The sequence below is a fragment of the Aeromicrobium fastidiosum genome, from assembly GCF_017876595.1.
Taxonomy (GTDB): Bacteria; Actinomycetota; Actinomycetes; order Propionibacteriales; family Nocardioidaceae; genus Aeromicrobium; species Aeromicrobium fastidiosum.
In genome coordinates, this window is record NZ_JAGIOG010000001.1 from 1,669,236 (window position 1) to 1,682,396 (window position 13,161).

Annotated in this window: 15 protein-coding genes; 4 read left to right on the forward strand and 11 right to left on the reverse strand. The window is 71.4% G+C overall.

Annotated elements, in window-relative coordinates; translation table 11 throughout:
- Window positions 1-7 precede the first annotated feature (7 nt).
- From mnhG to JOF40_RS08280, 6 genes are read right to left on the reverse strand one after another with little or no spacing between them, the layout of a single operon-like run.
- On the reverse strand, window positions 8-376 hold the full coding sequence (mnhG, locus tag JOF40_RS08255) for a monovalent cation/H(+) antiporter subunit G (RefSeq protein ID WP_129185432.1): 369 nt from the start codon (window positions 374-376) through the stop codon (window positions 8-10).
- Window positions 373-759 carry an MrpF/PhaF family protein gene (locus tag JOF40_RS08260; protein ID WP_129185433.1) on the reverse strand — a complete coding sequence of 129 codons (387 nt, stop codon included), beginning with the start codon at window positions 757-759 and terminating at the stop codon, window positions 373-375. The genes mnhG and JOF40_RS08260 overlap by 4 nt, the downstream gene beginning before the upstream one ends.
- Window positions 756-1,307 carry a Na+/H+ antiporter subunit E gene (locus tag JOF40_RS08265; RefSeq protein ID WP_129185434.1) on the reverse strand — a complete coding sequence of 184 codons (552 nt, stop codon included), beginning with the start codon at window positions 1,305-1,307 and terminating at the stop codon, window positions 756-758. The genes JOF40_RS08260 and JOF40_RS08265 overlap by 4 nt, the downstream gene beginning before the upstream one ends.
- Window positions 1,304-2,911, reverse strand: a complete 1,608-nt coding sequence (locus JOF40_RS08270) for a Na+/H+ antiporter subunit D (RefSeq protein WP_209674457.1) — start codon at window positions 2,909-2,911, stop codon at window positions 1,304-1,306. Before JOF40_RS08270 ends, JOF40_RS08265 begins: the two co-directional genes overlap by 4 nt.
- Window positions 2,908-3,438, reverse strand: a complete 531-nt coding sequence (locus JOF40_RS08275; protein WP_209674459.1) for a Na(+)/H(+) antiporter subunit C — start codon at window positions 3,436-3,438, stop codon at window positions 2,908-2,910. Before JOF40_RS08275 ends, JOF40_RS08270 begins: the two co-directional genes overlap by 4 nt.
- Window positions 3,435-6,302, reverse strand: coding sequence for a Na+/H+ antiporter subunit A (locus JOF40_RS08280; RefSeq protein ID WP_129185436.1), 2,868 nt, complete (start codon window positions 6,300-6,302; stop codon window positions 3,435-3,437). Before JOF40_RS08280 ends, JOF40_RS08275 begins: the two co-directional genes overlap by 4 nt.
- A 129-nt stretch (window positions 6,303-6,431) precedes the next feature.
- Between JOF40_RS08280 and JOF40_RS08285 the strand changes: the two genes are divergently transcribed.
- Both JOF40_RS08285 and JOF40_RS08290 read left to right on the forward strand, forming a co-directional pair.
- Window positions 6,432-7,598 carry a peptidoglycan-binding domain-containing protein gene (locus JOF40_RS08285; RefSeq protein ID WP_129185437.1) on the forward strand — a complete coding sequence of 389 codons (1,167 nt, stop codon included), beginning with the start codon at window positions 6,432-6,434 and terminating at the stop codon, window positions 7,596-7,598.
- Window positions 7,599-7,651: 53 nt separating this feature from the next.
- Window positions 7,652-8,257 (forward strand): hypothetical protein, encoded by a 606-nt coding sequence (locus JOF40_RS08290; protein WP_129185438.1) that lies wholly within the window; start codon window positions 7,652-7,654, stop codon window positions 8,255-8,257.
- Window positions 8,258-8,284: 27 nt separating this feature from the next.
- Here the strand turns inward: JOF40_RS08290 and JOF40_RS08295 are convergent, their stop codons facing one another.
- Entirely contained in the window at window positions 8,285-8,803 is a 519-nt protein-coding gene (locus JOF40_RS08295; RefSeq protein WP_129185439.1) for a hypothetical protein, read from the reverse strand.
- A 32-nt stretch (window positions 8,804-8,835) separates the two neighbouring features.
- Window positions 8,836-9,681 (reverse strand): SDR family oxidoreductase, encoded by an 846-nt coding sequence (locus JOF40_RS08300; RefSeq protein WP_129185440.1) that lies wholly within the window; start codon window positions 9,679-9,681, stop codon window positions 8,836-8,838.
- A gap of 152 nt (window positions 9,682-9,833) precedes the next feature.
- Here JOF40_RS08300 and JOF40_RS08305 point away from each other — a divergent pair, with 152 nt between their 5' ends.
- On the forward strand, window positions 9,834-10,676 hold the full coding sequence (locus tag JOF40_RS08305; protein WP_188111896.1) for an exonuclease domain-containing protein: 843 nt from the start codon (window positions 9,834-9,836) through the stop codon (window positions 10,674-10,676).
- Here JOF40_RS08305 and JOF40_RS08310 read toward each other — a convergent pair.
- Genes JOF40_RS08310 through JOF40_RS08320 form a run of 3 tightly spaced genes read right to left on the reverse strand, consistent with a single transcriptional unit; the run spans window position 10,666 to window position 12,990 of the window.
- On the reverse strand, window positions 10,666-11,505 hold the full coding sequence (locus tag JOF40_RS08310; protein WP_129185442.1) for an alpha/beta fold hydrolase: 840 nt from the start codon (window positions 11,503-11,505) through the stop codon (window positions 10,666-10,668). The two genes, JOF40_RS08305 and JOF40_RS08310, sit on opposite strands and share 11 nt — an antisense overlap.
- Before the next feature lie 39 nt (window positions 11,506-11,544).
- Window positions 11,545-12,306, reverse strand: coding sequence for a lysophospholipid acyltransferase family protein (locus JOF40_RS08315; RefSeq protein WP_246152935.1), 762 nt, complete (start codon window positions 12,304-12,306; stop codon window positions 11,545-11,547).
- 9 nt (window positions 12,307-12,315) lie between these two features.
- A complete protein-coding gene (locus JOF40_RS08320; protein WP_129185443.1) occupies window positions 12,316-12,990 on the reverse strand; it encodes a lysoplasmalogenase family protein in 675 nt (224 codons plus the stop codon).
- On the opposite strand from JOF40_RS08320, the gene JOF40_RS19675 reads away from it, so the two are divergent.
- Complete coding sequence (locus tag JOF40_RS19675) at window positions 12,989-13,159, forward strand: type II toxin-antitoxin system RelE family toxin (protein ID WP_129185444.1); 171 nt, start codon at window positions 12,989-12,991, stop codon at window positions 13,157-13,159. The two genes, JOF40_RS08320 and JOF40_RS19675, sit on opposite strands and share 2 nt — an antisense overlap.
- Window positions 13,160-13,161 lie beyond the last annotated feature (2 nt).

Sequence of the window (13,161 nt, forward strand, 5' to 3'; positions counted from 1 at the left end):
CACGAACCTATCGCGTCGGGCTGACGGGGCCGCCGTCGTCCTCGGTGTCCCAGCGGCCGTCGTCGTCGAACTCGCACACCGTCAGCTGGTCGCGGCGCGCGAACCCGGTGCGGAACGCCGCGCGACCGACCATGTGCGCCGACACGGGCGCGGTCAGCAGCTGGAAGACCGCGATCAGCACGATGACCGTGACGTCGGACAGGTCGCGTAGCCGCAGGGCCAGCCCGGTGAGGATCAGCAGCAGGCCGACGGTCTGCGGCTTGGTGGCCGCGTGCATGCGGCTCAGCACGTCGGGGAACCGCACGATGCCGATGGCCGCGATCGTGGCCATGAGCGATCCCGAGACGAGCAGCGTGCCGGCGATGACGTCGATCATGGCGTCCCCTCCCCGCGCGGCAGCCGGGCACCCGTGTCGTCGCGGTCGCCGGTCTGGTCGTCGTCGAAGGGCTGCCGGGCGACCATGTCGTCGGGATCGGTCGGCTCGGCGTCATAGGCCCGCCGGTCGGTGTCGGGTGCCGCGAAGCGCGCGATGCTGACCGAGCTGAGGAATCCGACCAGGGCCAGCACGACCAGGATCGAGAGCGTCGTGCCGTGGCGCTCGACGGCGGCCTCGATGCCGATCGCACCGGCGCTGGCCGCGACGAAGACGTCGGCGGCGACGGTGCGGTCGAGCATCGTCGGACCGCGGACGATACGGACGATGCAGAGCACTCCCGTGATCGACAGCAGGACGACGCAGATGGTGCCGACGACGGTCATGCGTGTGCCTCCTGGTGTCCGCGGCACGCCACGACCTCGTGGTCTGCGCCGAGTGCCGCGATGACGCGACGCTCCTGCGCGAGGGCCTTCTCGCGCGCGCGCTCGACCTTGGCCGGGGTGCTGCCGTCGAGCAGGTGCAGCCAGATGATGCCCCGCCGGCTGTCGAGCTCGATCAACAGCGAGCCGGGCACCAGAGAGATGAGCTCGGCGGTGATCGTGAGCAGGAGCTCCGAGCGCGTCGCGAGCTGCACGCGGATGACTGCGCTGGCCGGCGGGGCGGCGGGCCGGATCGCGAGCCACGCCACCTGCACGCTCGCGCTGATCAGGTCGACGAGGAACGTCGCGACGAGACGGACGGCGGCGAGCGGCCTGAACCGTCCCTGCCAGCCGACCGCCGGGAACGGGAAGACCGTCATGACGACCAGCGAGACGAGCGCCCCGCCCAGCACCGTGATCGGGCCGACGTTGCCCCACAGCAGCACCCACACGAGCGTCAGCGCGACGACGACGGGCAGGCGGCTCAGGAGGTCGCGGCCGGCGGCTCTCATGCGCCACCCCCGAGCACCGCGACGATGTAGGGGCTGCGCTGCATCAGCTCGTCTGCGGCGCGGGTCGTGAACGCGAGCATGGGGCCGGCGACGACCGTCAGCGCGACCGAGCAGCCCACCAGCAGCACCGTCGGCAGCACCATGCCGAGCGGGAGGCGCTGCTCATCGCTCTCGTCGGCGACCTTCCAGGTGCTGGTGCGCTCGGTCTTGGTCGAGACGCCCGATCGTCCGTGCATCGAGCCGCCGTGCGAGTCGGACCCGAGGTCGTCGCCCGCCTCGTGCTCGGGCTCGGCGGGCTGCCAGAAGGCACGGTTCCAGACCTTGGCGATCGCATAGAGGGTCAGCAGGCTCGTGACGACCGCCGCGGCGACGGCGACGTACGACAGCCACCGGTGGTCGTCGACACCGGCCTGCACCAGCGCGAGCTTGCCGAGGAATCCCGAGAACGGCGGGATGCCGGCGAGATTCATGGCCGGCACGAAGAACATGACCGACAGCACCGGGGCGGCGCGGGCGAGACCGCCCAGCTTGTCGAGGTTGGTCGTGCTGCTGCGGTACTCGATGAGTCCCGCCACGAGGAACAGCGTCGTCTGCACCGTGATGTGGTGCGCGATGTAGAAGATGGCACCCGACAGCCCCGCGGTGCTGCCGAGCGCGACGCCGAACAGCATGTAGCCGATGTGGCTGACGAGCGTGAACGACAGGATGCGCTTGATGTCGGACTGCGCGACCGCGCCGAGGATGCCGACGACCATCGTGAACACCGCGGCCCACAGCAGCAGCGTGCGCAGGTCGCTGTCGGGGAAGAGCAGCGTCTGCGTGCGGATGATCGCGTAGATGCCGACCTTGGTGAGCAGGCCCGCGAACACCGCGGTGACGGGAGCGGGCGCCGTCGGGTAGGAGTCGGGCAGCCAGGCCGAGAGCGGGAACACCGCGGCCTTGATGCAGAACGTCGTGAGCAGCAGCAGCTGCAGCAGGGTCGACACCTCGGGAGGCAGATCGGCGATGCGGCCCGAGAGCGCCGCGAAGTTGACCGTGCCGGTGGCGGCGTAGACGCACGCGATCGCGACGAGGAAGACGACCGACGAGATCATGCTGACGACGATGTAGATCGTGCCCGAGCGAACCCGTGCGCCGGTGCCGCCCAGCGTGATCAGCACGTACGACGAGACCAGCAGGATCTCGAAGCCGACGAACAGGTTGAACAGGTCGGCCGACAAGAAGGCGTTGGAGACGCCGGCGCTCAGCACCAGGAACGTCGGGTGGAACACCGACAGCGGCGCGTCGCGGCCGAACTCGACGATGCCCTGGCCGAAGGAGTAGAGCAGGACGCAGAGCGTCACGATCGTCGAGACCAGCAGCATCAGCGCCGACAGCCGGTCGGCGACCAGGCTGATGCCGATGTCGGCGGGCCAGCCGCCGACGTTGACGGTCTGCGGTCCGAAGTGGTCGGCGCGGTAGAGCAGCACCGCCGACACCGTGACGACCAGCGCCAGGATCGCGATGCTGATGACGCGCTGGGCGCGGGCCGATCGCCCGAACACCAGGCACAGTCCCGCGCCCAGCAGGGGCAGGATGACGGGAAGGAGCACGATCTGGTTCACGAGTCCTCGCCCCCTGAGTCGTCCGCTTCGCCCCGTGAGCCTGTCGAAAGGGCCTCCGGCACCGTCGCGTCCGGCACCTCGTGGATCTCGGGGTGCTGCGCCGGGGCGTCGGAACCCTCCTCGTCGGGGAGTGCCGCATCGGCGGCGTCGAAGCTCGCGGAGGTCTCGTCCTGCTCGGCGCGGCGACGGATCAGGTCGTCCTCGACGTCGTCCTGGACGTCGTCGTGGCCCGTGAGCTGCCACGCGCGGTAGGCCAGGGCCAGGCCGAACGCCGTGACGCCGAGGGTGATGACGATTGCCGTCAGCACCATGGCCTGGGGCAGCGGGTCGCTCATGGGCTTGTCTGACAGGCCGACGATGGGGGCGGTGCCGGCGGGTCCGGAGACCACCAGGAACAGCACGCTGACGCCGTTGCCGATCAGCACGAAGCCGATCAGGATGCGCGTCAGGCTGCGCTCGAGCACCAGCGTCACGCCGGCCGCGACCATGACGCCTACCAGGATCACCAGGGGGAGGTTGGGGGTCATGCGGTGGCCCTTTCGGCACCGGCGGCACGGTCGGCATCGGCCTCGATCTGGTGGTCGATGCCGCCGCCCAGGCTGCGCAGCACGTCGAGCGCCAGCCCGATGACCACGAGGTAGACGCCAACGTCGAAGAACACCGAGGTCACGAGGTGCAGCGTGCCGAGAACGGGGATGTGGACGTCGACGATCGCGCTCTGCAGCACGCCGCCGCCCAGCAGCGTCGGGATGAGCCCGGAGAGCGCGGCCGTGGCCAGGCCGATGCCCAGCACGACGCCCGCGTCGATGGGGGCGGCCTCGTCGAGCTCGGCACGACCGCCCGCGAGGTAGCGGATCATGAGGGCGAGGCCGGCGACCAGGCCACCGGCGAAGCCGCCGCCGGGCAGGTTGTGGCCGACCAGCATGAGGTAGACCGAGAACACCATGACGGTGTGGAAGATCAGCCGGGTCACGACCTCGAAGACGACCGAGCGGCGGGCGTCGGTCGACGGTCGACCCGCCCGCAGCCAGCGGCCGTTGGCGCTCGGGTCGGAGCCGATCGTGGGCTCGGCGCGGCGTGGGCGTCCGGACCGGTCGGTGATGAGGAAGATCAGGCTCGCGACGCCCGTGGCCGCGACGACCAGCACCGACAGCTCGCCGAGCGTGTCCCAGGCGCGGATGTCGACGAGCGTCACGTTGACGATGTTGTCGCCGCCGCCGTACTCGACGGCGGGCTTGGCGAAGCCGTCGGAGACGGGACGTGCGGTGCGTGCGTTGGCCGCGACGAGGGCGAACCCCGCCACCGCGGTGCCGGTCGCGACGCCGATCGCGACCCTGACCCAGCGCGCGACGTTGAACGGCCGGTCGGAGAAGAACGGTGGCAGCCGGCGCAGCACCAGCACGAACGTCACGAGCAGGAACGTCTCGACGAGGATCTGCGTCAGCGCGAGGTCGGGCGCACCGTGCGCGACGAACAGAAGGGCGGTGCCGTAACCCGTGATACCCACCAGCAGGACGGCGCGCAGACGCCGGCGAGAACGCACCGTGAGGATCGCCGCCCCACCCATCAGCACGGCCGCCGCCAGCTGGATGCGGCTGTCGGCACCGCGCACGGAGACGTCGTCCCACGCGCCCACCAGGGCGGCACCCGGCACGAGGATCAGGACGACGAGGATCACGCCGAGGTAGATCGGGAGGGAGCCGCGCTGCGTCAGGCCGGTGACCTCGACCGACAACCGGTCGACGCCTCGCATGATCCAGTAGTACGCGCGTTCCGCGTCCGGCACGCGCACGTGGTCGGCGACGGAGTGCTGGAGGGCCGCCACGGGCCTGCGCCACCAGAACAGCGCGAGCCCGGCGACGACGCACAGGACGGACAGCGCCAGTGCGAGGCTGAAGCCGTGCCACAGGGTCAGCTCGGCCTCGTGGGCCCCGGGCGCGAACTCCTCGGCGTACGACATGACGCGCGGCGTGAGCCAGGGGCCGGCGAGCCCCGTGACCACGGTCAGCACCGCGAGGACGACGGGTGCCGCCTGGAAGCCGGGCGAGAAGTCCTTGGGCATGCAGGCCGGCTGGCCGGGCTTGGTCGCGAAGATGCCCCACACGAAGCGGGCGCTGTAGGCGACGGTCAGGATGCTGCCCGCGACGATGCCGGCGAGGGCCAGCACCGACCATCCGCCCCAGCCGAGGTCGTCGCCGAGGTCGGCGAAGGCCGCGAAGCCCGCCTCCTTTGCGGTGAAGCCGAACAGCGGCGGCAGTCCGGCCATCGAGCCCGCAGCGACGAGCGTCACGACGAACAGCGTCGGGCGTGCCTGCCGCATACCCGACAGCTCGCGCAGGTCGCGGGTGCCGACCGACCGGTCGACGATGCCGACGACGAGGAACAGGGTCGACTTGAACAGGCCGTGGGCGCACACCAGGGCGAGCCCTGCGAAGGCCGCCGAGCGGCTGCCGGCACCGACCATCGCGACGAGGAATCCGAGCTGGCTCACGGTGCCGTAGGCCAGCAGCAGCTTGACGTCGTACTGCCGCAGCGCGCGGAGCCCGCCGAGGATCATCGTGACGATGCCGAGCCCGACCAGCACCGGCCGCCACCCGGGCACCTCGGCGAAGGACGGGGCCAGCAGCGCGATGAGGAAGATGCCGGCCTTGACCATCGCGGCAGCGTGCAGGTAGGCGCTGACCGGGGTGGGCGCGGCCATGGCACCGGGCAGCCAGAAGTGGAACGGGGCCAGTGCCGACTTGGAGATCGCTCCGACGACGATCAGCAGCACGGCGACCGTGACGCTGCTGCCGGTCGGGGCGGCCTCGAGGATCTCCTGCAGGCGGGGGCTGCCGGCCTGGTCGGCGAGCATCACGAGGCCCACGAGCATCGCGAGGCCGCCGAAGGTCGTGACGAGCAGCGCGTTGATCGCGGCGCGACGGTTGGCCCGGCGCTCGGGGTTGTGCCCGATCAGCAGGAACGACAGCACCGTCGTGAGCTCCCAGAAGATGTAGAGCACGTAGACGTTGTCGGACAGCACGAGCCCGAGCATCGATCCGGCGAACGCCGTCAGGACGCCCGAGAACCGCCAGATCTCGTGGTCGCCGGGCTTGAAGTACCACGTGCAGTAGACCAGCACGAGCGCCCCGACCCCCGTGACGACCAGGGCGAGGATGCCGCTGAGCGGGGTGATGACGAAGTCGAGGTCGAGCCCGATCGTGGGGATCCAGGTCAGGCGCTGGTGCTCGGGGGCACCGCCGTCGGTGACGCGGGCGACGTGCGGGAGCAGCCAGGCGAACGAGGCGGCAGGTGCCAGGGCCAGCGCGAGGAACGCTCGGCGTCCCATGAACCGGACGAGGACGGGGGCCCCCGCTGCAGCAAGAAAATGGAGCGTCAGGAGGGCAGTCATGGCGTCCCCCCACCCTATCGGAGGGGGTGGCGGACCGCCGAATTCGCCGATGTCGGGACAGGTGGTGCCCGTGGGGCGCACGATGGTGGTCGCTGTAGGGAGCAGCCGCCCCGGGGAGGGGGCCTCATCATGCGCGATCTCATCATGCGCCGCGCCGTCGTCGTGCTCGCGACGCTGGCCGCGGCCGTCTGCGCCGGCGGTGCGCCCGCAGGAGCCGTGGGTGCCGCCGGCGCGCCCCCGGTCGAGCTGCCGGCGGCCCCGGTCGGGCTCACGTCCGCCGTGCCGCAGCCCGCGACGCTCGACCCCGTCTCGCCCTACCTGCCGCAGGTCTCGTGCAACCCCGTCGACATGGTCGGGCCCCGCATGCTGCGCGACCTGCTGTTGAGGACGTACGGCATCGGACGTGCCGGCGGCATCTCGCGCGGCTGCACCGAGGGGTTGTCGGAGCACAGCGAGGGCCGGGCGATGGACTGGATGGTCAACGTCAAGGTGCCGGCCGAGAAGGCCGCTGCCGCCGACTTCCTCGCCTGGGTCACCCGCGACGACGGGGTCAACGCGCGGCGCCTCGGCATCATGTATGTCATCTACAACAAGAAGATCTGGTCGGTCTACAACACCTCGGCGGGCTGGCGTCCCAGCTACGCCCACACCGATCACGTCCACGTCTCGTTCAGCTGGAACGGTGCGCGCGGCAACACGTCGTTCTGGACCGGGACGACCGGGGTCACAGACTTCGGGCCGTGCGTGCGGTTCAAGGGCTCGTACGCCGCACCCACCGACGCGCCGCGGGCCACCAGGTGCGCCGCTGCGACGACGGCACTCGTGAGGACGTCACGGGCGCCCCGGGCCTTCGGCAGCACGGGCCGCGCCGTGAGTGCCGCGCAGACGCTGCTCGGCGTCCCCATGACCGGACGGTTCGACACCGCGACGTGGACGGCCACGCGTGCCTGGCAGCGGGTGCACGAGCTGCCCGTCACGGGTGCCCTCGACCACCCCACCTGGGCGTCGCTCGACCGTCCGAGCATCACGCGCAGGACCGTCACCGGTTTCACCCGTTCCAAGGCTGCTGCCTACGGCGTGGCTCACTACTCGGGCAAGACGCTGGCCCCCGGCCGGGCGGCCAAGGCCGTCGCGATCCTGCAGACCGGGCTTGGCATGCAGGCTGTGGACCGCACGGGCTACTTCGGGCCGGGGACGCTCGCGGCCGTGGTCGAGCTGCAGAGGCGGGCCGGCCTCGTCGCCGACGGGCTCGTGAGCGGCGAGGAGTGGCGGGCGATCCGGTCCGCCGCCGGGTGATCCGGCGTGGCGTTTGGCCGGGCGGATCGTCGGCGGACTGCCATCATGAATCCATGAATGACCAGAGCTCGGCCGCGCACAACCCCGAGAACGAGGACGACCACCTCGAGCGCCGCATCCGCGAACAGCCCGATGTCACCCCGCACCCGATCGTGCGACGCATCGTGCTGGCGATCGTCATCGTCGCGGTCGCCTACGTCGTCTACCTCCTGTCGGCCGCGTTCTTCCCGCGCGAGTGGGCGCAACGCGTCGGCGACCAGGCGGGTGGCAGCCTCACGCGGGGCACCACGTGGGGGCTGTTCTACGGCGTCGTGTTCACCGCGGTGCCTCTGCTCGTGCTGGTGCAGGTGCGGCGGCGCTTCTTCAGCTGGATGTGGCGCGGCATCGTGGTCGTCGTCGCGATCGCGTTGGCCGCCCCCAACTGGCTGACGTTGTCGGTCGTCGCGGGCGACAGCAAAGCCGCGCGTGCCGGACGCAGCATCATGGACAACGAGGCCCCGGGCTTCCGGGCCGCGACGCTGATCGGCGTCGTCATCGGTGCCGTGCTCGTGATCGGGTTCACGATCGTCACGATGCGGCTCAAGAGCCGTCGCAACGAGGTCAAGCGGCTCAAGGGCGAGCGCGACGAGCTGCGTCGTGGGTCGGACGCGGAGCGGTAGCTCCCGTTCCAGTCGTCGCCGCGACGGTCAGGGGGTGACGTCCCGACCGTTCGCGGCGTTGAAGGCGGCGATGGCGTCCTTGCCGATCCGCAGGCACTCGGTGCTGACGAAGATGTTCTGCCCGGCCGATCCGCCGCGCTTCTCCTGCGACGACAGGTCGACCTGCAGCCCGTCGACCGTGTAGGTGCCCCTGCCGGTCATCTCCAGGCCGCTGAGCTTGAGGGACGCGCTGTCGAGCGCCCGGGAGACGTCGGAGGCGGCCTGCTCGGGTGGGCGGACGTCGTAGGTCACGAACGTGTCGACGAAGTACGCGGCCTCGTCGGGATCACCGTTGTCGCAGCCGGCGAACAGACCTCGGCCGAGACTGTCAGGGCTCGGCGGCTCGGCGCCCATCCCGGTCACGAGCGCGCCGACCACCCGCTGCGCCGCGGAGTCCACGCGGTCCTGTTGCTGGGACAGCGCCGTGGCACCGATCAACCGTGGCGCGTCGTCCCCGCACCCAGCCAGCACCACGCACATCGCGATGAGGACGAGGACGCGGCGCATCCCGTGACCGTACACGTCATCGGCGGTGCGGGTCAGACGGATCGGGCCGCGTCCATGACCTCGCCGATGCGACGGTTGAGCCGGCGCATCGCGAGGTCGTAGGCCCAGGGCACCCACCGCTGGGCCAGGTGGCCGAGCCGCACGTCGCGCGAGGTGAAGACCAGGTGGTCGCCCCGCTCGACCCCGCGGATCATGGCCGCGGCGGCAGCCTCCGGCGTGACGGCGTGCCGCTCGAAGTGCTCGACGGTGCGCCGCACGGCCGGGTGGTCGCGGTCGACGCCGACGATGTCGACCGTCCCGACCAGCGGCGTCCGGACGGCACCGGGGCACACCAGCGTGACGCCGATGTCGTGGCGCTCGAGGTCGAACCGCAGCACCTCGCTGACGCCGCGCAGGCCGAACTTGGCCGCGCTGTACGGAGCGTGGAGCGGGAGCCCGAACAACCCGGCGGCCGACGAGACGTTGACGACGTGCCCTCCCGTGCCGGCCGCGATCATGGGCGGCACGAAGGCCGACAGGACGTGGATCGGCCCCATCAGGTCGACCTCGACGCAGTCGCGCCAGTGCTGCGGCGACAGGTCCTGGATGCGTCCCCAGGTGGAGATGCCGGCGACGTTCATGACGACGTCCACGGGCGCCCGGTCGAGGCTGCGGCGCGCGAGGGCGGCGACCGCGTCCTCGTCGGTGATGTCGAGGGCCTCGTGGTGGACGACGTGACCCTCGACCAGCTCGACGGTGCGGGCGAGGCCGACCGGATCGCGGTCGGTCAGCACGAGACGGGCTCCACGCTGCGCCGCCAGCACGGCAGCGGCCCGGCCGATGCCGCTCGCGGCTCCGGTGACGACAGCCGTGCGGCCCTCGAAGGTGGTCCTGCGCATGTCGTCCCTCGTCTCGTCGCCACGTAGAAGTTGGACGACCGTATCAGTTGCGTGTCGCGGTCCGGCCCTGTCCGTGCCCGCGGCTAGCGTGGCAGGAGTCCACCCGGGCGGCAGAAGCGCGGATGGCAGGAGCACAGAGGGCAGGAGCACAGATGAGAGCCAACAAGTACGCAGGTGCGTGCGCCCTGTGCGGTGTCGCGGTCGCGATCGCCGCAGGACGTCTGATCGGTCTGCCCGGCAGCTGGCGCACGATCTGTCTCGGCTGCTCGCCCACCCCGCCGCCGCAGGGCGACCATGACGGTTGGCATGTCGCGCCGATGGCCTCCCTCGATCTCGAGACCACGGGCACCGATCCGCTCGCCGACCGCATCCTCAGCTTCGCGCTGCTGGGCGACCGCAGCGTCGACGTGTGCGGGCTGGTCGACGCCGGCGTCGACATCCCCGAGGCGGCCTCGGCCGTCAACGGGCTCACCGCCGAGGCCCTGGCCGGTGCCCCGCAGCCCGTCGAGGCGGTGGGACTCATCGTGCAGTGGCTCGACGACCTCATCGAGCGGGGCGTGGGGCTCGTGGTCTACAACGCGGCGTACGACCTGACGATGGTGCGGGCCGAGGCGGCCCGGTGGGGCGTCCGCCAGCCCGACTGGCAGCGGCTGCTGGTCGTCGATCCCTTCGTCATCGACTGGGGCATCGAGCGCGGCGGGCTCGGACCGCGCAGGCTGTCCGACGTCGCGGCCTACTACGGCGTCGCGCTGACCGACGCCCACGATGCGACGGCCGATGCGCGAGCGGCCCGATCGATCGCCCGCGAGATCGGTCTGCGTCACCCCCTGGTCGCCGCGGGGACGCTCGACGACCTCATGGAGCGCCAGCGGGCGTGGTTCGCCGACCGCGCCGACGACTGGAACCAGTACGCCCGGCGCGTCGGGCGCACCCTCGACGACCCGATGGGCTGGCCGCTGGCCCGGCTCGGTGCCGAGCCCCTCGTCACCGCCTGACGCGCTCCAACACGGCGTCGGCCAGTGCGTCGGGAGCCTGTTCGGGCACCCAGTGGCCGATGTCGGCCAGCTCGACGAACCGGTAGTCGGCGTCGACGAAGTCTCCGCACGCCTCGGCCGGCACCCGGCCGATGGCCTGGTCGAGCGCGCCCCACACGAACGTCGTCGGCACGGCCGTGCGCGGCACCGACCCCAGTCCGGCCCCCATCGCGCGGTACCAGCTCAGCGCGGCGGTCAGCGCTCCGGGCTCACCCAGGTGCGCGACGTAGCGGACGGCGAGGGCGGTCGGCACGGCGTCGCCGTAGATCGCCGTCAGGCGCCGGGCCCCGTCGGCGAGCAGCAGGTCCTCGGCGACGCCGGGCTGCCGGAACACCGAGATGTACGAGGCCTTCTCGGCCTGCTCCGGATCGTTGCGGAGGGCGTCGTTGTAGGCCGTCAGGTGGGGCACCGACACCGCGGTGAGCGACCTGACCCGCTCCGGACGGGTACCGGCCGCCAGCCAGGCGACCGCCGATCCCCAGTCGTGGCCCACGAGGTGGAACGTGTCGATGCCCAGTGCGTCGGCGACGCCGAACACGTCGCCGGCCAGCAGCTCGGTCGCGTACGAATCGACCCCCTGGGGCCGAGCGCCGGGGGAGTAGCCCCGCTGGTCGAACGCCACGACCCGCAGGCCGGCATCGGCCAGGCGTGGGGCCACCTGCGTCCACGACAGCGAGGTCTCCGGAAATCCGTGCAGCAGCAGGACGGGATCGCCGTCCTGCGGTCCGGCGAACCGGGCGTCGAACGTCAGGTCGCCGACTGTCACGGGGGTGGTCGAGTCGAAGGTCATGAGGTCTCCTGCGTCATGCGTGGGGTCATCCACGCGGGGTCATTCGAAGGTCTCGCCGATGCGGGCGACGGCCTCGCGGTCGAGCACTGCCGCCGTCTCGACATCGGGTGCCGAGCCGCCGCGGTCGTGCGGCAGCCACCAGCGGTCGGCGTCGTCGCGAGGCGACTCCGGGTAGGTGTCGATCGCCTCGGCCAGCAACAACCCCATGCTGGCGTGGAGGCGCTCGGTGAGACCGTCGACCGTCTCGCCCGGCTCGGCCTGCAACGGCTCGCCGACCACGATCGTGATGGGCACGCGACGACGCAGCGACCGGTGACCGTCGACGGTGTAGATGCGGTGTCCGCCCCACACGACGACCGGCACCAGGGGGGCACCCCGCTGCAGGGCCAGACCTGCGGCTCCGCGCTTGAACGGCTTGAGCAACCACGACCGGCTGATCGTGGCCTCGGGGAACACCCCGACCACCTGGTCGGCGTCGAGCAGGGCGAGCCCCCGGCGGTACGCGCTGGCCCCGCGCGACCGGTCGACCGGCACGTGGTGCATCGCGCGCATCAGCCGTCCGACGACCGGCAGCTCGAACACCGAGGTCTTGGCCATGAAGCGGATCCGCCGGCCGCGAACGCGGGCCACGTAGCCGATGAACGTGAAGTCGAGGAAGCCGATGTGGTTGCCGGCGACCACGGCCCGTCCTGATGTGGGGAGGTGCTCGACCCCGCGGACGTCGAACCTGTAGCCCATCAGGCGGAACAGGTGGCCGAAGACCCAGATGACGAAGCGGTACGTCTTGTCGTTCCCCGGCACCTGCTCACCCTACGTCCGACGCGAAGCCTTGCGCGGGAGGCCGGAGGGGTCCGCGGGGTGCTCGTGGCTGACGATGCCCGTGGCCAGCAGGAAGACGGCCGCGATGTACAGGGCCATGATGGCCAGGCCCGTCGCCGTGGCGTCGGGGTCGATGCGGCCCGCCTCGGACAGGGCGATGATGCCGTCGGAGACCAAGAACAGGGCACCGCCCAGGCCAGCGCGGGTGCCGGCAGCCAGCGACACGCACGCCGTGCCGACCAGCAGCGCCGCGTAGACCGGGATCGCCGGCTTGAGGTCGGGCTCGAGGCCACCCCAGCACCACGCGACCATGCCGATCGCGATCACGACGTAGACGATCACGATGGCGGGTCTGGCCCGCAGTCGGGTGAGGGCCCCGCGCTGCACGAACAGCGTGATGAACGCGATGTGGGCGCCTGCGAAGGCCGCCATGCCCACGATGAACAGGTCGTCGAGCTCGAGGAACAGGTCGCCCAGGAAGCACAGCGCCAATGCCGCGACGAGCAGTCGAGGCGCATGCTGCTGCACGGCCCACGCAGCCAGGAGGGGTGCTAGCAGGCACTTGCTGATGCTGTCCCACGGCTGCGCACCTGCCGCGTTGAGCGTCAGGTGGACGAGCGCGACGACGCCGAACGCCGCGAGCCACGGGTTGCGGACGGCTGACATGCCCGACACCGTACCGCCCGGCCGACATGCTGCCCGGCGTAGAGCTCGCGCCGGCGAGTGGCGGGTTCGCACGGGCGACTACCGCGTCGTCTACGAGATCCGCGACCGAGTCCTCGTGGTGCTCGTGCTGGCAGTGGGCCGCCGCCGAGACATCCACCGCACCCGGTGACG